At 69.6% G+C, this 22618-nt stretch carries 26 protein-coding genes and 1 pseudogene; 15 read left to right on the top strand and 12 right to left on the bottom strand.

Annotation, left to right across the window (positions count from 1 at the left end):
• The 3 genes and pseudogenes from ABEA07_RS14530 to ABEA07_RS14520 all read left to right on the top strand — a co-directional run.
• A pseudogene (locus ABEA07_RS14530) lies at positions 1–437 on the top strand (hypothetical protein); the annotation flags it as partial.
• Positions 401–958, top strand: coding sequence for an RHS repeat-associated core domain-containing protein (locus ABEA07_RS14525; protein WP_345538690.1), 558 nt, complete (start codon positions 401–403; stop codon positions 956–958). The pseudogene ABEA07_RS14530 and the gene ABEA07_RS14525, both read left to right, overlap by 37 nt.
• Before the next feature lie 2 nt (positions 959–960).
• A complete protein-coding gene (locus ABEA07_RS14520; protein WP_345538689.1) occupies positions 961–1305 on the top strand; it encodes a DUF6984 family protein in 345 nt (114 codons plus the stop codon).
• A 148-nt stretch (positions 1306–1453) separates the two neighbouring features.
• Here the strand turns inward: ABEA07_RS14520 and ABEA07_RS14515 are convergent, their stop codons facing one another.
• The 4 genes from ABEA07_RS14515 to ABEA07_RS14500 are packed head-to-tail and all read right to left on the bottom strand — an operon-like array spanning position 1454 to position 3859.
• Positions 1454–1939: a DoxX family protein gene (locus ABEA07_RS14515; protein WP_345538688.1), complete on the bottom strand. Its 486-nt coding sequence runs from the start codon at positions 1937–1939 to the stop codon at positions 1454–1456.
• Positions 1936–2700, bottom strand: a complete 765-nt coding sequence (locus tag ABEA07_RS14510; RefSeq protein WP_345538687.1) for an HvfC/BufC family peptide modification chaperone — start codon at positions 2698–2700, stop codon at positions 1936–1938. Before ABEA07_RS14510 ends, ABEA07_RS14515 begins: the two co-directional genes overlap by 4 nt.
• A complete protein-coding gene (bufB, locus tag ABEA07_RS14505) occupies positions 2697–3548 on the bottom strand; it encodes an MNIO family bufferin maturase (RefSeq protein WP_345538686.1) in 852 nt (283 codons plus the stop codon). Before bufB ends, ABEA07_RS14510 begins: the two co-directional genes overlap by 4 nt.
• Positions 3549–3568: 20 nt before the next feature.
• Positions 3569–3859 carry a BufA1 family periplasmic bufferin-type metallophore gene (locus ABEA07_RS14500; RefSeq protein ID WP_345538685.1) on the bottom strand — a complete coding sequence of 97 codons (291 nt, stop codon included), beginning with the start codon at positions 3857–3859 and terminating at the stop codon, positions 3569–3571.
• 157 nt (positions 3860–4016) lie between these two features.
• Here ABEA07_RS14500 and ABEA07_RS14495 point away from each other — a divergent pair, with 157 nt between their 5' ends.
• Both ABEA07_RS14495 and ABEA07_RS14490 read left to right on the top strand, forming a co-directional pair.
• The gene (locus ABEA07_RS14495) at positions 4017–4589 is read left to right on the top strand and encodes a sigma-70 family RNA polymerase sigma factor (RefSeq protein WP_345538684.1); all 573 of its coding nucleotides are present in this window, start codon (positions 4017–4019) and stop codon (positions 4587–4589) included.
• Entirely contained in the window at positions 4586–5227 is a 642-nt protein-coding gene (locus ABEA07_RS14490) for a DUF1109 domain-containing protein (protein WP_345538683.1), read from the top strand. Before ABEA07_RS14495 ends, ABEA07_RS14490 begins: the two co-directional genes overlap by 4 nt.
• Positions 5228–5420: 193 nt before the next feature.
• Here the strand turns inward: ABEA07_RS14490 and ABEA07_RS14485 are convergent, their stop codons facing one another.
• The 3 genes from ABEA07_RS14485 to ABEA07_RS14475 are packed head-to-tail and all read right to left on the bottom strand — an operon-like array spanning position 5421 to position 7661.
• Entirely contained in the window at positions 5421–5849 is a 429-nt protein-coding gene (locus tag ABEA07_RS14485) for a TA system VapC family ribonuclease toxin (RefSeq protein WP_345538682.1), read from the bottom strand.
• A 1-nt stretch (position 5850) separates the two neighbouring features.
• Positions 5851–6093, bottom strand: a complete 243-nt coding sequence (locus ABEA07_RS14480) for a DUF6364 family protein (protein ID WP_345538681.1) — start codon at positions 6091–6093, stop codon at positions 5851–5853.
• A gap of 47 nt (positions 6094–6140) precedes the next feature.
• Complete coding sequence (locus ABEA07_RS14475) at positions 6141–7661, bottom strand: helicase HerA-like domain-containing protein (protein ID WP_345538679.1); 1521 nt, start codon at positions 7659–7661, stop codon at positions 6141–6143.
• 177 nt (positions 7662–7838) lie between these two features.
• Between ABEA07_RS14475 and ABEA07_RS14470 the strand changes: the two genes are divergently transcribed.
• From ABEA07_RS14470 to fabG, 10 genes are read left to right on the top strand one after another with little or no spacing between them, the layout of a single operon-like run.
• On the top strand, positions 7839–8147 hold the full coding sequence (locus tag ABEA07_RS14470) for a phosphopantetheine-binding protein (RefSeq protein ID WP_345538678.1): 309 nt from the start codon (positions 7839–7841) through the stop codon (positions 8145–8147).
• A gap of 21 nt (positions 8148–8168) precedes the next feature.
• Entirely contained in the window at positions 8169–8792 is a 624-nt protein-coding gene (locus tag ABEA07_RS14465) for a COG4648 family protein (RefSeq protein WP_345538677.1), read from the top strand.
• A 15-nt stretch (positions 8793–8807) separates the two neighbouring features.
• Positions 8808–10505, top strand: a complete 1698-nt coding sequence (locus ABEA07_RS14460; protein WP_345538676.1) for an AMP-binding protein — start codon at positions 8808–8810, stop codon at positions 10503–10505.
• Entirely contained in the window at positions 10502–11485 is a 984-nt protein-coding gene (locus tag ABEA07_RS14455; RefSeq protein ID WP_345538674.1) for a lysophospholipid acyltransferase family protein, read from the top strand. The genes ABEA07_RS14460 and ABEA07_RS14455 overlap by 4 nt, the downstream gene beginning before the upstream one ends.
• A complete protein-coding gene (locus ABEA07_RS14450; RefSeq protein ID WP_345538673.1) occupies positions 11469–12053 on the top strand; it encodes a LolA-related protein in 585 nt (194 codons plus the stop codon). Before ABEA07_RS14455 ends, ABEA07_RS14450 begins: the two co-directional genes overlap by 17 nt.
• Positions 12050–14443: an MMPL family transporter gene (locus ABEA07_RS14445; protein WP_345538671.1), complete on the top strand. Its 2394-nt coding sequence runs from the start codon at positions 12050–12052 to the stop codon at positions 14441–14443. The genes ABEA07_RS14450 and ABEA07_RS14445 overlap by 4 nt, the downstream gene beginning before the upstream one ends.
• Entirely contained in the window at positions 14443–15285 is an 843-nt protein-coding gene (locus tag ABEA07_RS14440; protein ID WP_425584131.1) for a polysaccharide deacetylase family protein, read from the top strand. Before ABEA07_RS14445 ends, ABEA07_RS14440 begins: the two co-directional genes overlap by 1 nt.
• Positions 15282–16043 carry a methyltransferase domain-containing protein gene (locus ABEA07_RS14435; RefSeq protein WP_345538668.1) on the top strand — a complete coding sequence of 254 codons (762 nt, stop codon included), beginning with the start codon at positions 15282–15284 and terminating at the stop codon, positions 16041–16043. Before ABEA07_RS14440 ends, ABEA07_RS14435 begins: the two co-directional genes overlap by 4 nt.
• Positions 16040–16513 carry a hotdog family protein gene (locus ABEA07_RS14430; protein WP_345538667.1) on the top strand — a complete coding sequence of 158 codons (474 nt, stop codon included), beginning with the start codon at positions 16040–16042 and terminating at the stop codon, positions 16511–16513. Before ABEA07_RS14435 ends, ABEA07_RS14430 begins: the two co-directional genes overlap by 4 nt.
• Entirely contained in the window at positions 16510–17241 is a 732-nt protein-coding gene (fabG, locus tag ABEA07_RS14425; RefSeq protein ID WP_345538665.1) for a 3-oxoacyl-ACP reductase FabG, read from the top strand. Before ABEA07_RS14430 ends, fabG begins: the two co-directional genes overlap by 4 nt.
• A 9-nt stretch (positions 17242–17250) precedes the next feature.
• Here fabG and ABEA07_RS14420 read toward each other — a convergent pair whose 3' ends face one another.
• The 5 genes from ABEA07_RS14420 to ABEA07_RS14400 are packed head-to-tail and all read right to left on the bottom strand — an operon-like array spanning position 17251 to position 22595.
• On the bottom strand, positions 17251–20148 hold the full coding sequence (locus ABEA07_RS14420) for a tetratricopeptide repeat protein (RefSeq protein ID WP_345538664.1): 2898 nt from the start codon (positions 20146–20148) through the stop codon (positions 17251–17253).
• A complete protein-coding gene (locus ABEA07_RS14415; RefSeq protein WP_345538663.1) occupies positions 20135–20917 on the bottom strand; it encodes a protein phosphatase 2C domain-containing protein in 783 nt (260 codons plus the stop codon). Before ABEA07_RS14415 ends, ABEA07_RS14420 begins: the two co-directional genes overlap by 14 nt.
• 4 nt (positions 20918–20921) lie before the next feature.
• Positions 20922–21611, bottom strand: coding sequence for a vWA domain-containing protein (locus tag ABEA07_RS14410; RefSeq protein WP_345538662.1), 690 nt, complete (start codon positions 21609–21611; stop codon positions 20922–20924).
• Positions 21612–21670: 59 nt separating this feature from the next.
• On the bottom strand, positions 21671–22099 hold the full coding sequence (locus ABEA07_RS14405; RefSeq protein WP_345538661.1) for a hypothetical protein: 429 nt from the start codon (positions 22097–22099) through the stop codon (positions 21671–21673).
• 1 nt (position 22100) lies between these two features.
• Positions 22101–22595 carry a hypothetical protein gene (locus tag ABEA07_RS14400; RefSeq protein WP_345538660.1) on the bottom strand — a complete coding sequence of 165 codons (495 nt, stop codon included), beginning with the start codon at positions 22593–22595 and terminating at the stop codon, positions 22101–22103.
• Between the last annotated feature and the right edge of the window lie 23 nt (positions 22596–22618).

Genomic DNA, 22618 nt, shown 5'->3' with positions numbered 1-22618 from the left:
CCTACCTCTACGACGAAGAGGGCAATCTGATCTCGGAGACAGGCACCGGCGGAGCCAACAGTACCGGAAGCACCCAGTACATCTACCTGCCGACGGCGAACGGTCCGATGCCGATCGCAGCGGTGATCAACGGGCAGATGTACGCCGTTCACAGCGATCACCTGAACACCCCGAGGCGGCTCACCAACAGCCAGGGCCAACCGGTCTGGCAATGGGCCTACTCGGCCTTCGGGGACGAGAAGCCCACCATCGCGAAAAACAGGTTCGCGAACCTGGACGTCAACCCCAATCCAGGCACGACGAGCTTCCCGGACATCACCTACAACGTCCGCTACCCGAATCACTTGCGGATCAAGAGTCGGGCCTCTTCGAGAACCGGAACCGCTTCTACAGCCCGTCCTTGGGCCGCTACACGCAAGGCGATGCCTTTGGGTTGAGTGCCGGTACGAATCGCTTCGTCTACGCATTGGACGATCCGCTGAGCGTATTCGACGACGACGGGCTGGCGCCGAAGAAGCCCCACGGCGCTGCGCCCGCACCGTACTCGCCGCTGACCGGGGGCGTAATCAAGCCTTCGCCGGTACCGGGATGGCAGCCTTTGCAAGTCGGCGTGCCAGGCCGCGCGAGAATCGATGGAGTGGACTCAGCAGGGGCAGGGCGAGGTGTCGTTGGGCCGTTCTGTCCGCCTGAGAGGGGGGACACCGCAAAAGGGGCAGCGGCCGTTGCGGAGACGACATTCAAGACGGGACACTATGCATCACGTCTTGAAGCAACTGGTGTGAACGTTGCGCGCGCCGAAGCTGCAGTGGCAAACGATATCGCTGCGATGCGAGGAAACTTGGCCGCAAACGCGGACGTCGTTAGGCGATTGACCGTGGACGGAGTCATGGTCGAATATCGTGCACGCTTGCAAGATAACGGCACGGTCAATGTCGGAACAGTCTTTCCTGTGAAATAGCGATGCGTCCACTTACCCACGAAGAATGCGCCCTCATAGCCGCCTTTGCTGACAAGCTTGATGAAAGCGAGCGGACGCAGCTCTTGGACGATCTGAAATTATCAACCGCGAGCGAGGCCACCCATGACGGCTCCCGAATCGTGTTCGATATCACCGGTTACGAACGCCCTCAGTACCGCGGGCAGCACCTGTTCAACATCGAAGGAAAAATGCTCGACAGTGATGGCGCCGAGTTGTCAGTATTGCTTCATGCCGATGAGAACGGCCGCCTGCTCGAGTTGGAGTTCATACGTTGGGATGCAAGTGACCTTCTTGGGCCGTGTTGGGAAACGCTCCGGCTGCAGTGATTCGCTGCTTGCGTGGGAGCTCGGACAGAGTGGCGGGCTGATGCCGCAATGGGAGCGGCAAATGCGAAGCAAGCTGCAAACTCTGTTCAAGCATCTCGATGTGCATCGTCCGAGACGATCAAGCGGCGGCCATCGGCCGGCGCGCGTCTCAGCGAAGGCGCAGCAGCCGATCCAGCGACAGTCTGCCTGCCCCCCGACCCGCCAGGTAGAGCAGCAGCGCGGCCCACGACAAGTGCGTGGGCCAGGCATCGGGGTAGACGAAGACCTGGATCACCAGCGTCATGCCCAGCAACGCCAGGGCCGAGAGGCGCGTGGCCAGGCCGAGCACCAGCAGCACGGGGAACAGGTGCTCGGCATAGGCCGCCAGGTGGGCCGCGATCTCGGGCGGCACGAGCGGGAGCTTGTACTCGGTCCGGAACAGGTCGATGGCGCCGGGCGTCAGCGTGAGGAAGCCCTCGACCTTGGTGCGCCCGGAAAGAAAGAAGATCGCCGCGATGCTCAGGCGGGCAGCCGCTGCGAGCAGGTCGTGCGTGATGAGTCGCGAGAGCAGCTCGGCGGCGTGGTTCCAGCGTGCGCGCAGGCCCTGCGCGGGCGTGTCGGCGAGGACGGGCGAGGTCACGTGATGGGCGCTCATGATGATCCTTGGGGTCGAGGGTCGGGGGTGGTGAAGGCGCCCGCGCGCAGCAATGCCGCGAGCAGGGCCGCGAGGTCGGCGTCGCCGTCGATATCCAATGCGCATTCGGCTGCTTCGCCCAGCGGCCGGCCGGCCGCGCAGGCGTCGAGAAAGGCGCAAGCCGCTGCGTCGAGGGCCTGCCATTTCACGCTGTCGACGGGGCGCGTGAGGAGGGCGCCTTCACCCTGCCAGATCAGCTCCGCGTCCCCTTCCGCGCCATCGCGATTGCGCGCCCAGATGCTGTAGATCGGCTGGCCGTCGAACCAGGCCCATCGCGTCGCCGGATGGGGGCGCAGGACCAGCGCCGCAAGCCGCTCGGGGCCCTGGCGTGCCAGCCAGGCCGCGTCGAGCACGGGTGCATCCTCGGCCGCATGGGCCTCCCGCCAGAGCGCGTCGAGGCAGGCGACGCCGGGCAGATAGCCCAGCTCGGCGGCGGGCTCGAAGGCCTGAAGGAAAGCGGCGAAGTCCTTGCCGTAGTGAAGCAGGCGGCCGTCGCGCGGCGGATGGGCTCGCACGTGGATCGCCGCGGCGGCGCGGAACCACTCGCTGCCCACCAGCCGCGCCACGGCCGGGAAGTTGGCTTCCAGCGCATCGATGCAGCCCTTCATCACGGTGTTGCGGTAGACCGCGAAGGCCGGCTGGGCCGCGAGCCGCCGCACCACGGGGTCTTCCACCGCATCCGGCGCGAAGATGGCGCGCGCGAAGGCGTCCTGAAAACTCATGCTGCGACCTCCTGCGTCTCGGCGCTGGCGGCCAGCGCGGCGTCGGCGACGGCACGCTCGCGCATCAGCACATCGAAGGCCGGGACATGGCCATCGCGCTCGATCAACGTGGGCCGTGGGCCGGCCCGGTCGATGAAGCGGCGGTAGAGGCGCCAGACCTCGGGAGCCACCGGCGCATCATGCGAATCGATCAGGAGTTCTGAACCGAGCGCGGGATCGTTGGAATGCCCCGCCAGGTGGATTTCGCTGACCGCCTCGGCCGGAAAGCGGTCGAGCCAGGACTGCGCTTCGTAGCCCAGGTTGCATGCCGACACGTACACGTTGTTGATGTCCAGCAGCAGCGTGCAACCGGTGCGGGAAACCAGCTCGGACAGGAAGTCGATCTCGTCCCAGGTGTGGCCGTCGAAGCGCAGGTAGTGCGAGGGGTTCTCGATGGCGATGGCCCGCCCCAGCGCGTCCTGCGTGCGGCCGACGTGGGCCGCGATGCGGCGCAGCGCCTCCGTGGTGCGGGCAAAGGGCAGGAGGTCGGGCAGGTAGCTGCCGTTCCATCGCGACCAGGCCAGGTGTTCGGAAACGAGCGCCGGCTCGATGCGCCGCACCAGCGTGGCCAGCCGTGCCAGATGATCGGCATCGGGTTCCGCCTCGCTCGCGAGCGAGAGCGAGACTCCGTGCAGCGACACCGGGTGGTGCTTGCGCACCGCCTCCAGCCAGCCCAGCCTGGGACCGCCCGCCACCATGTAGTTCTCGGGGTGCACCTCGAACCACAAGCCATCGACCCGCGCGGACAGCGCTGCGTCATAGTGTTCCGGTTTGAGGCCGACCCCGGCCCCGAGCGGGGGGAAGGACATGGTGACGGGCGCCTTGCGCATCAGGACTTGATGGGCGAGAGCGAACCCATGCCCTTGGGCGTCTTGATCGTCGTGCACGTGCCCGCCGGCACGTTCTTCCATGCATTGCCCTGGTAGTCCACCTTCGAGGTGCCGGCGCACGTGGTGCCGGGGCCTGCGGCACAGTCGTTCTTGCCGGCCATCGAGACGCCGTAGCATTTCTCCATCGCTGGCATCTTGTCGGCCATCGGCTTGCTGTCCTGGGCCACGGCGGTGCCGGCGGCGAGGGCACCGAGGGCGAGGGCGGTGATGGCGAGTGGGCGAGTGATCATGGAATGTGCTCCAGTGGTTGAGTGAGGGTTGCAACCGCGCCGCTGGTGCGCGGTCGTCTCTACTTCGCCGCCGGCACGAAGCCGGTTACGGCACGCGGCACAATCCGCCGGAATTCTTTTTTTGCCCGCGCTGTAACCGTCGCGGGCCGAAGCGCGAATGACCCGAGAGAGCACGATGGCCAGGAACGACGCGGAGGCGGTGCTGCACGACCTGTTCGTGCGCGGCCTGGGCGGCGATGCGGCGGCCTATCGCGACTTCCTGCAGAAGCTCAGCGCGCACCTGCGCGCCTATCTGGCCCGGCGCCTGTTCGGCTGGCCGGACGAAGTGGAAGACCTCGTTCAGGAATGCCTGCTCGCGATGCACAACCAGCGCCACACCTACCAGAGCGACCAGCCGCTGACGGCCTGGGTGCATGCGATCGCGCGGTACAAGATGATCGACTTGCTGCGCGCCAAGTCCAGCCGCGAGGCCCTGCACGAACCGCTCGACGACGAATTGGCCGTATTCGCCGAGTCGGCCACCGAGGCCAGCGACGCGCGGCGCGACCTCTCGGGGCTGCTCGAAACGCTGCCCGACCGGCATCGCCTGCCGATCGTGCACGTCAAGCTTCAGGGGCTGTCGGTGGCCGAGACGGCGAAACTCACGGGCATGTCGGAGTCGGCGGTGAAGGTGGGCATCCACCGGGGGCTCAAGGCCCTGGCACTCAAGATCGGAAAGAGCTCATCATGAAAACAGACGAACTGGTGGCCCTGCTGGCCGCGCAGGCGGAGCCCGTGCCGCGGCACGCCGCCTCGCGCCGCCTGGCGACGGCCCTCGCGCTCGGCCTGCCCGTGGCGGTGGGCGTGATGGCCATCGAATACGGCGTGCGGCGCGACCTGATGCAGACCCTGTTCTGGCCCATGTTCTGGGTGAAGCTGGTGTTCCCGGCCTGCGTCGCGATCGCCGGCTTCGTGATCGTGCAGCGCCTGGCACGCCCCGGCGTGCGCGTGCACCGAGCCTGGCTCGGCGTGGCCGTGCCGCTGCTGCTGGTGTGGGCGATCGGCCTGGCGAGCTGGCTGGCGTCGGCGCCCGAGGACCGCTCGGCCATGGTCTGGGGCCAGACCTGGCGCAGCTGCGTCTTCAACATCGCGCTCATCACGCTGCCCATGTTCATCACCTCGCTGGCGGCCTTGAAGAGCCTGGCGCCGACGCAGCCCGCGGCGGCGGGCGCGGCCGCGGGCCTGATGTCGGCGGGCGCCGGCGCCGCGGTCTACGCGCTGCATTGCCCGGAGCTGGCCGCGCCTTTCCTGGGCATCTGGTACGTGCTGGGGATGGCGCTGCCGGCGGTGGCGGGTGCGCTGGTCGGCTATCGATTGCTCAGGTGGTGAGGGCGAGTGGGGCAGGGCGCCGCCGTGCTCCTAGTGTGCTGTCCCACAAATAACTGCGCGTGAAACCGCGTCTTCCGACCCAGGGCGGCGTTGCAAATCCTCGCGATACCTTCGGGTATCGCTGCGGTTTGCGCCTTGCCCTAGGCCGAAATCCATCGGTTTCATTTTGCGCAGCTATTTGCGGGACAGCACACTAGCTGCCGGCCCTCAGCCTCGTGAACTGAGCCCGAGGCAAGAGGCGCCTGAAATCGCCGTCGAAGCTGACCACGTGCTCACCTTGATGGATGGCAGCAGCGGCCAGCCAGGCATCGGGCAGATCATTGGCGGCAAGTTTCTGGTGGGCACACAGCTTGTGCAAATGAGGCCATTCCGCCCCGAGCGACGGCAGCTCGACGCCGGGGGCCGACAGCAGCGCGTCGATGAACTCGAGGGCATTGGCCATTGGCGTCGGCTGAACAAAAATCCGGGGATGCGTGACCAGCCGTAAAAAACTGGCCAGCACCATCGGTTGCAGCCTCACGCGTGTGCCCCGGCCTGCTTCGTCCAGCGCCCCTTGTAGCCACGCGCTTGCCGCCTTGTGATGGGGATGGTCGGTCCGAGAGGCTGCGACCAGGATGTTCACGTCAGGCGTCACGGTCAACAGCGTCCAGCATCGCCTTGTTGCTCAGTCCGTCCAACCCAGATGCCAGTCCTCCCCTGCCCCGGAAGACGGGTAAACGCACCGGCTTGGCGGGTGCCGTCCGCTGTGCTCTCAGCCGCATCTGAAGGCCTTCTTCGATCAGGCGCGTCAGGCTCGTGTGCTGTTGGGCGGCCAAGGTCTTGGCCTCTGTGAGCAATGCGTCATTCAGATCGAGCGTGGTTTTCATCCTCTGCTCCAGATCAATACAGATTTCTGTATTTTGCCGCTTATCCCTCAGCGCCGAGACTTGGCCCCGAAGATTCCCCCCAGCACCCCCCGCAGGATCTCCTTGCCCACCTGCGTGCCCATGGTGCGCATCGCGGATTTGGCCATGGTCTGCGCCAGGCCGTCGCGCTTGCCGCCGCGCGGGCCGGTGGAGCCGAAGAGGATTTCGTTGAGGCTGCCCATCACGCCGCCCGATTCGGCCGGCGCCGCCGCACCGGGCTTGCCGGCGGCGCCAGGCGGTGCGTCGGGTGCGCTGGCGGCGCGGTCCTTCAGCGTCTCGTAGGCCGATTGCCGGTCGACCGCTTTCTCGTAGACGCCGGCCACCAGCGAGTTCGCCATCAGGGCCTGCCGCTGGGCCGGCGTGATCGGGCCGATCTGGCTGCCCGGCGGCAGCACGTAGACGCGCTCTGTGATGCTGGGGCGGCCTTTGGCGTCGAGAAAGCTCACCAGTGCTTCGCCCACCGCCAGCTCGGTGATCGCGGTCTCGATGTCCAGGCCCGGCTTCTGCCGCATGGTGGTGGCGGTGGCCTTGACCGCCTTCTGGTCGCGTGGCGTGAAGGCGCGCAGCGCGTGCTGCACGCGGTTGCCGAGCTGGGCGAGAACGCTGTCGGGGATGTCCAGCGGGTTCTGCGTCACGAAGAACACGCCCACGCCCTTGGAGCGCACCAGCCGCACCACCAGCTCGATGCGCTCGATCAGCGCCTTGGGCGCCTCGTTGAAGAGCAGGTGCGCCTCGTCGAAGAAGAAGACCAGCTTGGGCTGCTCCGGGTCGCCGATCTCGGGCAGTTGCTCGAACAGCTCCGACAGCAGCCACAGCAGGAAGGTGGCGTACAGCCGCGGCGAGTTCATCAGCTTGTCGGCCGCGAGGATGTTGATGACGCCCTTGCCGCCTTCGGTCTGCATGAAGTCCGAGATGTTGAGCATGGGCTCGCCGAAGAACTTGTCGCCGCCCTGGCTCTCGATGGCGAGCAGCCCGCGCTGGATCGCGCCCACGCTGGCCGCGCTGATGTTGCCGTATTCCGTGGTGAACTGGCTGGCGTTCTCGCCCACGTGCTGCAGCATGGCGCGCAGGTCTTTCAGGTCGAGCAGAAGAAGGCCGTTGTCGTCGGCGATCTTGAACACCAGGTTCAGCACGCCGGACTGGGTTTCGTTGAGGTTGAGCATGCGGCCCAGCAGCAGCGGACCCATGTCGGAAATGGTGGCGCGCACCGGATGGCCTTGTTCGCCGAACACGTCCCACAGCGTGACGGGGCAGGCCGTCGGTTGCGGCGGGTCGATGCCGCGCTCCTTCAGCGTCGCCGCCATCTTCTCGCCGATGTGGCCCTGCTGGCTGGCGCCGGTCAGGTCGCCCTTGACGTCGGCCATGAAGACCGGCACGCCGATGGACGAGAGCTTCTCGGCGATGGTCTGCAGCGTGACGGTCTTGCCGGTACCGGTGGCGCCGGTGATCAGGCCATGGCGGTTGGCCAGGCCCGGCAGCAGGCTGCATTCGATGGTGTCGTGTCGGGCGATCAGAAGAGGGTCGGCCATGCGGTGCTCCAGTTCATTGGACTCAGCGCCTGAGAGTTTTCTGGCCGTGCCCGAGCGGCGCGCCAGAAGCGCCCCATCGAGGCGCAAAGACTCTCAGTCTCAGGCGCAGTCTATCCAAGGGCGGCTCCTATAATTCCGAGCCGTGCGTTAGTTCACCAAAGTTCCCCGGAGTCGCTCTTGTCATCTGCCCAGTCTTCCCCTTCCGCCATCGGCGATGCGCCCGAACAGTCCGCTCTGGAGAATGAGCTGGCCGTTTTGCTGGTCGAATCGCTGAACCTGGAGATCGCGCCTGCCGAGATCGTGCCCACCGCACCGCTCTACGGCGAAGGACTGGGGCTCGATTCGATCGACATCCTGGAAGTCGCGCTCGAGGTCTCGCGCAAATACGGTTTCCAGCTGCGCTCGGACGACGAGCGCAACCAGCAGATCTTCCAGTCGCTGCGCAGCCTCGCAGCGCACGTCGCCCAGAATCGCGGCGACTCCTGACGCCCTATGTCGCGATGGCGCATGGCGCTCCTGCTGTTGGCGGGGGTGGCCTATGCCGGGGTTTCCCATTGGATGATGCTCTTCCACGCCGCCGAGCCCTGGGCGGTAGGAGTGCTGCTCGGCCCGCTGTGGCTGACCGCGCTGGGCCTGGCGGGTAGCCGCTTCGGCGCGCCCGGCCTGGCCGTGGCCGGGCTGGCCGGCGTGCTGGGCTTCGCACTGGTGCTGCGCGGCGATGCCGGTGATCCCAACCGGCTGTACATGCTGCAGCACGTGGGCATCAACGCGCTGCTGTGCGGATGGTTCGGCAGCACGCTGCGCAGCGACCGGCTCTCGCTGATCGGCCAGTTCGCGCAGCGCATCCATGCACTGTCGCCGGCCATGCGCGAGTACACCCGCCGCGTGACCTGGGTCTGGACGGCCTACTTCGCCTCGATGGCGCTGGCGTCGGTGGCGGTCTACGCGACCTTGTCCTTCGCGGCGTGGTCGGTGCTGGCCAACCTGTTGTCGCCTCTGCTGGTCGGCGTCCTTTTCGTGGGCGAGTATCTGCTGCGCTACCGCCTGCATCCCGAATTCGAGCGCACCCGCCTGGTGGATGCGGTGCGCGCCTTCTACAGCGTGCCCGCCGATCCGGCGGCGCGGCAATGACGAGACACGCTAGCCTTGAGCCCTTCCGATCCTCTTCCGTTGCTCGCCGCACGCGATCCGGATGCGCCGCTGGCCTGGCGCCATGGCCAGCCGGTCAGCGCCCGCGCATTCCTGGCCGACGTGGCGCGCCTGGCTCCGCAACTGCCGGCCGGCAGCGCAGCGGTCAACCTCTGTACCGATCGATACGACTTCGCGCTCGGCCTGGCGGCGGCGCTGGTGCGCGGCCAGGCGAGCCTGCTGCCGCCTGACGCACGGCCGGACACGCTGGCCAGCCTGACGCATGCCGGTGGCCAGACCTACGCGCTGGCGGACGATCCGGCGCTCGAAACCCCCGGCATGGCGCGCGTACTGATCGAGCGCCGCCCGCCGCCCGAGGCCGCCGGCGATCCCTCCGTGCCGCTGATCGCGCCGGACCTTCACGCGGTCAGCCTGTTGACTTCGGGCTCCACCGGCGCGCCGCAGCCGCATGCCAAGTCGTGGCGGACGCTGGTCGGCGACGTGGCGGCTGCGGTGAAGCGTCTGTCCGACTTGCTGGGCCGCCCCTCGCTCGAAGGGCTCACGCTGGTGGCCACGGTGCCGGTGCAGCACAGCTACGGCCTCGAATCCTCCGCGCTGCTGGCGATGCTGGGCGGCGCGGCCTTCGACAGCGGCCGGCCCTTCTTCCCCGCCGACGTGGCGCAGGCGCTGGCCTCGGTGCCGCAGCCGCGGGCCCTGGTGACCACCCCCTTCCACCTCAAGACGCTGCTGCTCGCGGGCATCGACCTGCCGCCGGTGGACCTGATCCTCTCGGCCACGGCGCCGCTCTCGCCGCAGCTCGCGGCGCAGGCCGAGCAGGCCATGGGCGGCCAGCTGATCGAGATCTACGGCAGCACCGAATCGGGCCAGGTCGCCACGCGGCGCCCGACGCGCAGCGAAGTCTGGGAGACCTTCGGCGAGATCCGCGTGCAGGCCGAACACGGCCCGGACGGCACGGAGCGCTTCATTTTCGCGGGGGACTTCATCCCCGAGCCGACGCCGATGGCCGACATCCTGGAACTCGTCGACGACCGGCGCTTCCGCCTGCTCGGGCGGGCCAACGACCTGATCCACGTGGCCGGCCGGCGCAGTTCGCTCGGCTACCTCAACCACCATCTCAACAGCATCCCCGGCGTGGAAGACGGGGCCTTCTGGCTCCCGGACGAGGTGACCGACGGCGTGGTGCGCCCGGTCGCCTTCGTGGTGGCGCCCGCGCTCGACGCCCACGCCATCATCGCGGCGCTGCGCGAGCGGCTGGAAGCCGTCTTCGTGCCGCGGCGCGTGGTGCACGTGAACGCCTTCCCGCGCGCCGGCACCGGCAAGCTGACCGCGCGCGCACTGCGCGAATTCGCGCTGGCGCAACTCGCCGCCGACGGCACGCCCGTGCAGCTCAGCCACGACGTGCCGGCGGACCATCCCGCGTTCGCCGGCCACTTCCCGGGCCAGCCCCTGCTGCCCGGCGCCTTGCTGCTGTCCGAAGTGCTGGAGGCGGCGCAGGGTGTGCCCTCGCTGGCGGCCCGGCTGGGCCCGCGGCCCACGCTCGCGGCCGCCAAGTTCCTGGCGCCGGTGCGTCCCGGCAGCCGCCTGCAGATCGACCTCGTGCCCGAAGCGGCCCCCTCGCGCGGCCTGCGCTTCGAGGTGCGAATGGGCGAAGTGGTGGCCGCCAGTGGCCGCTGGACGCCCGGCAGCGCCCCATGAGCATCGCACCACCCCCCGAGGCCGGCGACGCGAAATCGCCCCAGGCCGACTGGGCGCGCGCGCCCGAGCGCAGCAACATGCTGGCGCTGCGCGTCATCTGCTGGATCGCGCTGCGCTGCGGGCGTCCGGCCGCACGCCTGGTGCTGCATCCGGTGTGCCTGTATTTCCTGCTGTTCGCGCCCACGCCGCGCCGGCACATCAAGCGCTACCTGTTCCGCGCCATCGGCCCGCAAGCGGGCTGGGCCGACGGCTATCGGCTGCTGCATGCCTTCGCTTCCACCGTGCTGGACCGCATCTACTTCCTGCGCGGCCGCTTGGACCTGTTCGACGTGCGCGTCCAGGGCAACGTGCCGGTGGAGGAGGAGGTGATCGCCGGCCGCGGCGCTTTCATGCTGGGGGCCCACGTGGGCAGCTTCGAAGCCCTGGGCGGCTGCAAGCACCATGCGCCGCGGCCGGGGGATCTGCGCATCGCGATGCTCATGTACCCCGACAACGCGCGGCAGATCAACGCCGTGCTGGGCGCGATCGCGCTGCCGGAGCTGCGCCCGCACATCATCGCGCTGGGCCGCCCGCATGCCATGCTGGCGCTGCGCGAATGGCTGGATGGCGGCGGCCTCGCCGGTCTGCTGGCGGACCGCACGCTGGCCGGCGCCGACGATGCGGATGCGCAGCGCAGCAGCACGGTGCTGCTGCCATTCCTGGGCACGCCGGCCCCCTTCAACGACGGCCCGTTCCGGCTGGCTGCTTTGCTGCGGCGCAAGGTGTTCTTCATGGCGGGGCTCTATGCGGGCGGGGCGCGCTACGATGTCCAGTTCGAGCTTCTGGCCGACTTCAGCGAGCGCGTGTCGGACCCGGCCGAGCGGGAACGCCGCATTCGCACCGCGCTCGAAAACTACGTCGCGCGGCTCGAGGCCCTGTGCCGTGCCTATCCCTACAACTGGTTCAACTTCCATGATTTCTGGCTTGAAGATTCGGCTTGAGCGCTGGTGCCGGTGGCTGCTGGCGGTGCTGGCCTTGTCCGCGTCCTCCGCGTGGGCCTTCGACCTGCCCGAGTTGATGAGCCTGCTCGCCAGGCAGCAGAACGGCGAGGCGCGTTTCACCGAGCAGCGCTTCGTGCGCGGCCTCGAAGGCCCGCTGGATGCGAGCGGCACGCTGAGCTTCCAGGCGCCCGACAAGCTGATCCGGCGCACGCTCTCGCCGCGCCCCGAGACCATGACGGTCGACGGCAACGTGCTCACGCTCTCGCGCGGCGGCCGCACCCGCACGCTGACGCTGGACAGCATGCCGGAGCTGCTTGGCATGGTCGAGGCCATGCGCAGCACGCTGAACGGCAATGCGCAGTCATTGCGGCGCTACTTCCGCAGCACGCTCAGCGGCACGCCGGACAAGTGGACGCTGGCGCTGGAGCCCATCGACGAGAGACTGGCCGCCCAGGTGCGGTCGCTGCGCCTGAACGGCAAGGCCGGCGAGGTGCTGGGCGTCGAGATGGAGTTCATCGGCGGCGACCGCTCGGTCATGGTCATCACGCCTGTGCGCGGCGCGTCGTGACGGCGCCGGGCGCAGCCACGTCGGCCCGCCGGCGCATGGCGCTGGCGATCGTGCTGTGGGTGCTGGCGCTGGCCGCCGGCATCGCGCTGATCGCGCGCACGCATTTCAGCGCCGATCTCTCGGCCTTCCTGCCGGAGAGCCCGGACGAGCGGCAGCGCGTGCTGATCGAGCAACTGCAAAGCGGCATCGCCTCGCGCACGCTCTTCATCGGCATCGAGGGCGGGCGTGACGCGGTGCAGCGCGCCGAGGTCTCGCGCGCGGTGGCGGGCGCCATGCGCCAGAGCCAGCTCTTCGACCAGGTGCAGAACGGCGAGACCGGCGACTGGAAGGAGGCCGGCACCTGGCTGTTCGACCACCGCTACCGGCTCGCACCCGACATCGCGCCCGAGCGCTTCACCGCGGAAGGCCTGCGCGAAGCCATCGTCGACACCCTGTCGTTGCTGGGCACGCCGGCCGGCAACCTGGTCAAGCCGCTGCTGGAGCGCGACCCCACGGGAGAGACACAGCGCATCGCCGAAGGACTGATCCCCGCGAGCTCGCCGCGCAGCGAGCAGGGCGTGTGGGTGTCGCGTACCGCGCCGCGCGCGTTGATCCTGGCCACCACCCACGCGGCCGGTGGCGACCTGGACGCGCAGGCGCAGGCCATCGCCCGCATTCAGCAGGCCTTCGATCAGGCCACGCGCGGGATGAAGGGCAGCGGCCCGCGCCTGCAGCTGACCGGCGCGCCGGTGTTCTCGGTCGAGAGCCGCGACCAGATCAAGCAGGAAGCCATTCATCTGGCGGTCGTCGGCGGCATCGTGATGGGGGCCTTGCTGCTGCTGGCCTTCGCTTCGCCGCGCGCGCTGGTGGTGGCGCTGTTGCCGGTCGCCACCGGCGTGGTCGGCGGCACCGCCGCCGTGGCCCTGGTGTTCGGCGAGGTGCATGGCCTCACGATGGGCTTCGGCAGCACGCTGATCGGCGAGACGGTGGACTACGCGATCTACTACCTGATCCAGGCGCGCGGCGCCGCGGTCGCCGGCACCGGCTGGATGCGCTGGCGCGAGATCCACTGGCCCACGGTGCGGCTGGGGCTGCTCACCTCGGTGTGCGGCTTTGCGGCGCTGGTGTTCTCGGGCTTCCCGGGGCTGGCGCAACTGGGCGTGTTCTCCGTGGCCGGCCTGATCGCGGCGGCGCTGGTCGCGCGCTTCGTGCTGCCGGTGCTCGCACCGGACGGCGCCGCCGGCATGGGCATGCGGCGCCAGATGGCGCACGTCGCCGGCGTGATCGTTCGGGCGCTGCCGCGGCTGCGCTGGGTCTTCGCGGGCCTGGGCATCGCGGCCCTCGCGCTGGTGCTGTGGCAGGGCGGCCACCTGTGGCGGGCCGACCTGAGCGCGATGAGCCCGGTCCCGAAGGCCGCCCAGAAGCTGGACGAGGAACTGCGCGCCGACATCGGCGCCAGCGACGGGGGCACGCTGGTGGTGGTGCGCGGTGCCGACGAGCAGGCCGCGCTGCGCAACACCGAGGCCGCCGTGGCGAAGCTCGATGCGCTGGTCGGGGAGGGCGGGCTCGCCGGCTTCGAGAGCGTGACCCGCGTGCTGCCCAGCGAGGTCGCACAGGCGGCGCGCATTGCCAGCCTGCCGGATGCCGAGACGCTGAAGGCCCGCCTGGCCGAGGCCACCCGCGGCCTGCCGCTGCCCGCGGCCCGCCTGGAGCCCTTCCTCGCGGACGTGGAAGCCGCACGTGCCCAACCCGTGATCCGCCGCGCGGATCTCGATGGCGGGCCGCTGGGCGCGGTGGTGAATGCGCTGATGTTCGAGCGCCCCGGTGGGGGCTGGTCCACGCTGATCTCGCTGCATCCGGGCGAGCGCTTCGATGCAGGCCGTCTCGCGTCCGCGCTGGCCGGCGTGCCCGAGGTGCAGGTGGTCAACGTCGGCGACGAGCTGCGCGGCCTCTACCGACGCTACCTCCACGAGGCCTTCGTGCAGGTGATGCTCGGTGCGGCGGCGGTGGTGCTGCTGCTCGGGGCCTGGCTGCGCTCGGGCCGGCGCCTGCTGGCCGTGTGCGAGCCCCTGCTGGTGGCGGTGCTGCTGACCCTGGGCGGCCTGGCCCTGCTGCAAGTGCCGCTGGGCATCCTGCACCTGGTGGGCTTGCTGCTGGTGGTGGCGGTGGGCTCCAACTACGCGCTCTTCTTCGACCAGTTGCGCGAGACCGGGCGGGCCGACGAGGACACGCTGGCGTCGCTGCTGCTGGCCAACCTGACGACGGTGGTGTCGTTCACGCTGATCGCGATCTCGGACATCCCCGCCTTGTCGGCCATCGGCCGCGTGGTCGCGCCCGGCGCGCTGCTCGCGCTGCTGCTCTCTGCCGCCTTTGCGCGGGGGCCCGTGCGGGCCGATGCGACATCGCGCTGATGGGACAATCGTCGCCCATGTCTTCGAGCCCCCCCGTCGCCGGACCCTGGCGCTGGCCCGTCTTCATGCGCGCGAGCGCGGGCTGGCACCTGCTGGCCCTGGCGGCGGCGCTGTTCGTGCCCGGCGCCTGGCCCTGGGCGCTCGCCGCGGTGGCGCTCAACCACGCGCTGATCACCGCCGCCGGCCTCACGCCGCGCAGCCGCCTGCTCGGTGCCAACATCACGCGCCTGCCCGAAGCTGCGGCCGCGCGCCGCGAGGTCGCGATCACCATCGACGACGGGCCCGATCCCGCGGTCACGCCGCAGGTGCTGGACCTGCTCGACACGTACGGCCAGCGGGCCACCTTTTTCTGCATCGCCGAGCGCGTTCAGGCGTATCCCGCGCTGGCGCGCGAGATCGTGGCGCGGGGGCACAGCATCCAGAACCACACGGCGCGGCACCGCCACGACTTTTCCCTCCTCGGACCGCGCGGCTTCCGGGCGGAGATCGAACGGGCGCAGCAGATGCTGCAGGCCGTGACGGGCGAGCGCCCGGTCTGCTTCCGCGCGCCGGCCGGGCTGCGCAATCCCTTTCTCGCGCCGGTGCTGCACCGCCTGGGGCTGGTGCTGGTGAGCTGGACACGGCGAGGTTTCGACACCCGCGAGCGCGATGCGGACATCGTGCTGGCGCGCCTGACCCGGGACCTGAAGGCCGGCGACATCCTGCTGCTGCACGACGGCCATGCCGCGCGCACGGTGGCAGGGCGCCCGGTGATCCTCGACGTCCTGCCCCTCCTGCTCGAACGCCTGCGCGCCGATCGCCTGCGCGCCGTGACGCTGCCGCAGGCTCTGAACTTTGCATGAACGACAGCTCTACCTCCGACGCCGCCTGGCGCCAATTGCATGAAGCGGCCAGCGCGCCCTACAAGAAGGCCGGCAACTTCGCCTGGCACTTCGCCCGCGGCAAGCTCGGCCGCGACCCGGTGTTTCGTGGCCTCATCGAGCGCGGCCTGATCGGCCAGCGCCGGCGCCGCGTGGTCGACATCGGCTGCGGCCAGGGCCTGTTCGCCAGCCTGCTGTCGTCGATGGCGGCGATGCAGGCGCAGCCCGGCCGCTGGCCCGCCACCTGGGCCGCGACGCCGGAGTCCGCCCACTACACCGGCATCGAGCTGATGCCCAAGGACGTGGCGCGCGCCGAAGCCGCCATCGGCCATCTGCGGCCCCGGCCGCGCTTCGTCTGCGAAGACATGTGCACGGCCGCCATGCCGGCCTGCGACCTGGTGGTGATCCTCGACGTGCTGCACTACGTGGACCATGCGGCCCAGGAGGGCGTGCTGCGGCGCGTGCGCGGCGCGCTGCAGCCCGGTGGCCGCCTGTTGCTGCGCGTGGGCGACATGGCCAGCCGGCGGGGTTTCGCAGTCAGCCAGTGGGTCGACCGCACGGTCACACGCATCCGCGGGCACAAGGTGTCGCCGACCTGGGGCCGCACCGTGGCCGAGTGGACGGCGCTGCTGCAGGACTTGGGTTTCTCGCCGGTTCTGAGCATCCCGATGAGCGAGGGCACCCCCTTCGCCAACGTGCTGCTGGTGGCCGACGCCGGCAAGGAGTCTTCGCCATCATGAGCGCACCGCAACAGCTCGATCGCGCCGGCATCGCGCGCCTCATTCCCCACAGCGGCAGCATGTGCCTGCTGGAGCGCCTGGAGTCCTGGGACGCGCAGCACATCCACTGCAGCACCGGCAGCCACCGGCTGGCCGACAACCCGCTGCGCACGCCCGGCGGCCTGCTGTCGCCCAACTTGATCGAATACGCGGCGCAGGCGATGGCCCTGCACGGCGGATTGATCGCACCGCAAGGCAGCGAGCCCTCGGCCGGCTTCCTGGCCAGCGCGCGCAACGTGCGCCTGGCCGTCACGCGGTTCGACGACATCGAGGGCGCGCTGCAGGTGCATGCCCAGCGCGTCTCCGGCGACACGAGCCAGGTGCTCTATGAATTCGCGGTGAAGGACCACGCGGGCCGCGCCCTGGCCGAAGGCCGCGCGGTGGTCGTGCTGAACACGCCACTTGCCAAGGAAGACAGGACATCGTCATGAGCCTCGACGGAAAACGTGCATTGATCACCGGCGCCAGCGGCGCCCTCGGCGCGGCCATCGCGCAGCGTCTGGCCCGCGACGGCGCCACGGTGCTGCTGCATGCCAACTCGAGGCCGGAGGCGGTCGAGCAACTGGCGGCCACCATCATGGCCGCGGGGGGGAAGGCCGAGTGCCATGTCTTCGACCTGGGCAGCGACCAGGCCACCCGCCAGGCCTGCGAAACCATCCTTGCGGGCGGCCCGGTCCAGGTGCTGGTCAACAACGCCGGCGTGCATGACGACGCCGTGCTGCCCGGCATGAGCGCGGCGCAGTGGCACAAGGTCATCGACGTCTCGCTGAACGGCTTTTTCCGTGTCACGCAGCCGCTGCTGCTGCCGATGCTGCGCACGCGCTGGGGGCGGATCATCAACATGTCCTCGGTAGCCTCGCTGACGGGGAACCGGGGGCAGGTGAACTACGCAGCCGCGAAAGGGGCGCTCAACAGTGCGACGAAGGCGTTGTCGCTGGAGGTGGCGCCGCGCGGGGTCACGGTCAATGCCATCGCGCCGGGCATCATCGCGTCGCCGATGGCGGACGGGGCCTTCGACAAGGCGCTGATCGATCAGCTCGTGCCGGTGAAGCGGGCCGGCAGGCCGGAGGAGGTCGCGGCGCTGACGGCGTTTCTCGCCAGCGAGGACGCGGGCTACATCACCGGGCAGGTGATTTCGATCAACGGCGGCATGGTCTGATGCGCTTCGTCATGGCGGCGGGATCTTGGCGACCTCCTGGAGTACGCGCTGGTGGACGCCACGGTACGCCGGGCCCAGGCGTTCATTCGACGTGTTGGACCGGATCCACCTGACCAGGCTCTGGCGGTTCGGCTCGAAGAGCAGGGCCAGGCGAAGAGCCATCCAGACATCGTCCGGTGGGTTGCCGGCAAGCGCCATCTGGTGGGAAAGCATCGCCCAGGCGTATCCTGAGCCGGGGTCGATGAGCAGCGCCTGGACGTAGGCGTTGGTCGCCGGGCCCGTCTGGCCCAGCGCTGCGTAGGCCTCGCCGAGCTTGCGGTGCAGCAATGGATCCGCCGGGTCCGCGGCCACGGCGCGGCGGAAGGCCTCGGCGGCTTGCTGATACTGGAAGGCGTTCAAGGCGCGCTGGCCGTCGTCGAGCGCGTTTCTCGCTGCGGCTTCATTGCCGGGCTGTCCGTTGCCGCGGGCCTTCATCGCGCTCACCATCTGGTCGATCTCGCCCCAGCGCCGATCGCGCGCGCGGTCCATCAGGCTCCCGAGATCGCGGATGGTCGGGCGTGCTGGCGCGGCCTGCATCATGGGCGCAGGGGCCGACGCGGGCACCGGGGGCAGGGCGGCCTGGACGGGAGGCGAAGCGGGCGCGGGCGCGGGTGCGGGCGGTCCGCTCAGGGCCGCCTCGAGCGCCAGGCCGACGGGCGAGCCGCTTTTTCGCTTCGCTTCGGCGGCCATGCGCTGCCGGGTCTTCGGCGCGTCTTCCGAGAAGACCTGGGCGAGGTGGAAAGCCGTGACCGGCATGCGCCGGTCCACCCGCAGATCCGCGGCCCACGCGAAGCCGTTGATGTACCAGGCGTTCGTGCTTCGCGGTGCAAGCACGAGCAGGATGGCGCCTTCTTCGGCCATCGTGTCGAAATCGCCCAGTTCGTAGCTCACGAAGCCGATGCCGCTGTGATAGGTCGGGTTGGCCGGGTCTGCCTCCGCGGCAGCCCGGAAAAACTCCCGGCTCTCGCTGAAGTTCCGTTCGTTGCGGGCGGCCTCGGCGGAGGCGTTGAACCAGCGGGCGGCGCTCACGTCGGCGGGAACGCTGATCCGCCGCGATGCCTCCAGGCGCCCGATGTCCGCGCCGACATCGGTCGCGCCTGACTGGATGGCGCGCAGCAGCTGCAGCCGCTGGCTGCTGGAGGCCTCGAGCTGCGTGCGCAGGCGCGCCAGGGCACTGTCATTGCGGCGGCTCTGGATGTAGGCCTGGGGTGTCAGCTTGTCGAGCCGCGGCAGGTCGGTGGCGTGGATGAGGTAGTCGCGCGGGAGCCAGCCCACCTCGCCGGCGGAGGTTCGCACCTTCACGAACTTCTCGCCTTCCTCCAGCGCTTCGACTTGTGCGCCGCGCACCAGCTTGCCGAGCGGTGCGCCGCCCTCGGCCGTGGGGCGCAGGTTGATGTTGAGCGCGGCCACGGCGAGCATCGCGTTCGGCACAGGCTGCGCCGCCGGTGCCGGCGCGGGCGCAGGGCGCTTCGCCGGCGTCGCTTTCGGTGGCGAAGGCGATGCCGAAGCGACGGGTCGCGGGGGCGGCTTCTCCACTTTCGTGCCGGAGTTGATCAGGCGGTTCGCGGCGATGGCGACAAGTGCGCAGCCGCCGAAGATCGAGACGCGCTTCCACATCGGCATCGGAGGCTTGCCGGTCGTCTTGACCGGCGTCGCGGGGGTCCCCTGGGTGGGTACCGCGGACGTGGGCGGCGCCGATATCGGCGGCTTTGGTGCCGCCGGCGCGCCCGCTGGCCGCGACCGTGGCACGGCTGCCCGCGACACCGCCTGCGACGGCTTGGCGGGAGCGGGTGGCCGGTAGGGCGCGCTGGCCTGGAGCGGCGGCTGGTAGCCGCAGTGCAGGCAGGGCTTGGAGAAGTGGTAGTCACCCGGGTTGGCGGGGCAGGGCCGCAGCGATCCGTTGACGAGGCGGCGGAAATGCGCCGCCCACTCCGAGGGGGAGGGGCGCTGGTCGTCGGGACCGAGGAAGGCCTGCCGAAACAGCGCCAGGGTCTCGTCTTCGAACAGGAAGGTGATGTCGCCCGGCGGCTCCAGTCCTGCGCGGTCGGGGTGCACCGAGAACAGACGCTGCGCGATGCGCTTGTTCTCGCCCGAGGGCTCGTTCGCGTCCAGATGCCTTCCGGCTGCAGGGCTGTTGCCCGAATTGAAAAGCCGAAAGAGTGTGACGGCCAGTCCGAAGCGGGTCTGCCGGTCGTCGAGTGCGCGCACGTCATAGCTGCCCTCGTCCTGCGGATCGCGGAACTCCGGCGCCACTTCGTCGGGCTTCACCGCGTCTGCCGGGATGAGGGCCGAGCCGTCGAAGATGGCGAAGCCGTCGCAATCGAGCAGGCCGACCCAGCCGTCGCTGCGGTCGATGACGAAGTTCTTCGGGTTGAAGTCCATCACCAGGTGGCCGGCCGCGCGCACGTAGTTGATCACGTTGCTCAGGTTGAGCGCCACGTAGGTCCTGAACGCGAGGTCGTGGCGAAGGCCGCGGGCCTCCCGATTGCGCTTCGAGAAGATCGCGGTCATGGGCACCGCGTCCGCGCTGATTCTCGGCATGGTGAAGCCGACGATGCCGCCCTTGCGGTCGATCACGGCGCGTTGCGGCCAGGCGATCTGCACGAAGCGGCGCTTGCCCTGGTGGTGGATCTGCATCTGCGGCGGGCGCGCCAGCATCGCTTCGATCTTGGGTCCCATGCCTGCGAGCCGCGCCGCTTCTTCCGGTGTCTCGTCGCGGAAGCGCTTGAGCACCTCGGTGTCGCCCGGCAGCGCATACACCTTGGCCATGGCGCCCTCGCCGTCGGCCAGTTCGGTGGCGATGACGCTTTCGGGCGGCTCGCTGCCTCGCGCCCGCAGGCGGAAGGGGCGCGCCTTAGGCTTGTTCACGCAGGCCGGCCCAGATCAGGGTGCAGTCGTCCCCGCTGGTCTTGCGGACGACCGGTGTGTTCATCATGTCGGTCAGGCCCTGCGCGGCGACGCCGCCCGGATGGGCCCGCATGAACTCCAGGATGGGCTGGAAGAAGCGGGGCTTCGGCCTGCCTTCCCGGTCCAGCGCGAAGGGCGAGAAGCCGTCCGTCATGAGCATCAGGGAGTCGGCCGCCCGCACCGGGGTGAAGACGGTGTTCGATCGCCAGTCGCGCTGCGTCAGGAATGAAGACAGGTTCGCGAATTCGGACGGCGTGCCGGTCGACATCGCGCGCAGCGCGAAGGCCTCCGATGCCGCGCCGAAGGCCAGCGCGAGCCCGTCGCCCAGATGGAAGAAGATCCCGTGCGAGCCCTGCATCGCCACGCCGACCACCGTGGTCGCGTAGTCGTCGATACGCGCGTTGTTCCGCGTTGCCTCGTCGGCCAGGGCGGCGCGTGCCGCGTCCATGGCGTCGAGGATGCGGGCGCGCGTCAGGCGTGTCGCGGGCGCGAGCAGCGCCGACACGATGGTCTGTGCGGCCAGCAGCGAACCCTGGTCGCTGCGGGGCGCGCTGCCGGCGCCGTCGGCCGCGACCGCAACGCAGCGCCGCCCGCGGACGTCCGCCGCGAAGCAATCCTGGCACACCGTCTCTCGGCGCACGTGCGCCTCCCCGCGCACGGCGCTCGCGCGAACGGCCCAAGTGTCGGCGTCGGCATGGAGATGCGTCGGCCCCGCGGTGCTGGCCAGCATCGCCTCAGACGGGAATGGCCGGTGGCGCCGAGAGCTGCAGACCGCCCGGCTTGCCGGGCGAGGACTCCGCGACCTTGACCAGGCTGCCCAGCAGCCACTTCACGAACAGCGCCTTGATGTCCTGCTCCTTGACGGAGTAAACGGGGAAATCCTTGGGGATGAAGCGGCGCAGCACGTCGTCCTTCGACGGCGGGATGCCGAAGGCGAAGGGGACCAGCTTCCGGTTGGCGATCCGCTCCTGCACGAGGGTGGCGGCCTCCTCCCAATGGTCCGTGGGCTCGCCGTCGCTCATCAGGATCATCCACGGCACGTTGTAGGGCGTGCCGGCCTGCTGCAGTTCGGCGCGCAGCAGGTCGAGTTCGCCGATCGCGACCGTGACCGCATCGCCCATCGGCGTGTTGCCGTCGGCCACCAGCGGTTCGAGGATCACGTCGTCGATGGATGCCCAGGGCGACACCACCTTCACCTCGCCACCGAAGGTCACGATGCTCAGGAGCAAGGCGTCGGCCAGCTCGTCGCTGGTCTTCACTGCCTCGATGAATTCGGCCAGGGCGTTGTTCAGAATGCCGATGCGATCGTTCTCCTCCATCGACAGCGAGGTGTCGAGGACGAGGATCAGCGGCGTGCGCTTGATCGCGTTCTCCAGCTCGGCGCCGATCTGCGGGCGGTCTTCGGAGTTCTCGTAGCTGCTCATGGCGTGTCGACTTTCGGTTGTTGGTATTCGATCGAGGCACCGCGGCGGGGGCGGAACTCCTAGCGCTTGCGGCCGGGCGAGGGCGACGGACGAGGGCCGGGGACAGGCGCAGGCGCTGTGCCGTGCGACGGTCCGCGTGCCGGCCCCGACGCCTTGGCGGCCGCGATGGCGGCGCTTGCTACCTGCGCTTTCCTCTGCCGAGCCTGTGCCATGCGTTGCTGGTCGTCCTGGAGCACCTGTGCCAGCACCTTGTTCTGGGCCTCGGCCTGGCGTTCGCGCGCAGCCTCCTGGCGCAAGCGCTCCTCGCGCTGCTGCTCGCGCGCCGCCTTGGCTTCTTGCGCAGCGAGCTTCTTCGGAATCTGCTGCCACTCCCAGTTCGCCCTGGCGCGCGCCATGTGCGGCTTGGCCATCTCGCCGGCCTTGCGCATGGCCGAGGCCCCGGTCTTCAGGGCGACCTTGGCGATGATGTCTTTCAGGTCCTCGTCCATGTCAGGGCTTCCGGGCCTTGTTGAAGGCGGGGCGGATCGACGGCGTGTTGGCCAGGCCTTGCCGCTGCGCGGGTGCGCGTTGCGGCCCGATGCCGGCAGCCTTGTTCACGACCCGCTGGGCGATGGCTGTCTTGCGCTGCAGGGAAGCCGTCCGGTCGAATCGGCCGCCGGATCCCATTCCGGGCACCGGCTGAGGCGGCGGCGGCCGCATGTTCGGCGGGGAGGGGTGAGAGACCTTCACCGGATTGGCCGCTGCGTTGAAGACCGGCGTGATGCGCTGCCGCGGCGGCGGCGAAGCCGCGTTGAACGCAGGCGATGCCTTCGAGGGCGAGGGCTTGGCTGCGGCAGGCGAGGGCTTCGTTGCTGCCGGCGAGGGCGCGCGAGCCTGGGCCTGGGCCGGCGCCGGCGCACGGACCGGTGCAGGAGCCGGCGGCGACGGCCGCTGCGTTTGCCTGAGCGCGCTGGCGCGTTCTGCCGGTGTGACCTTTTGCGTCATGTTTGGCCAAATGAAAAGGTGAC

The sequence above is a fragment of the Variovorax defluvii genome (assembly GCF_039541515.1).
In the GTDB taxonomy this organism is placed as follows: Bacteria; Pseudomonadota; Gammaproteobacteria; order Burkholderiales; family Burkholderiaceae_C; genus Variovorax; species Variovorax defluvii.
Note: the sequence above shows the minus strand (reverse complement) of the source record. Positions and strands in the feature narration are given on the sequence as shown.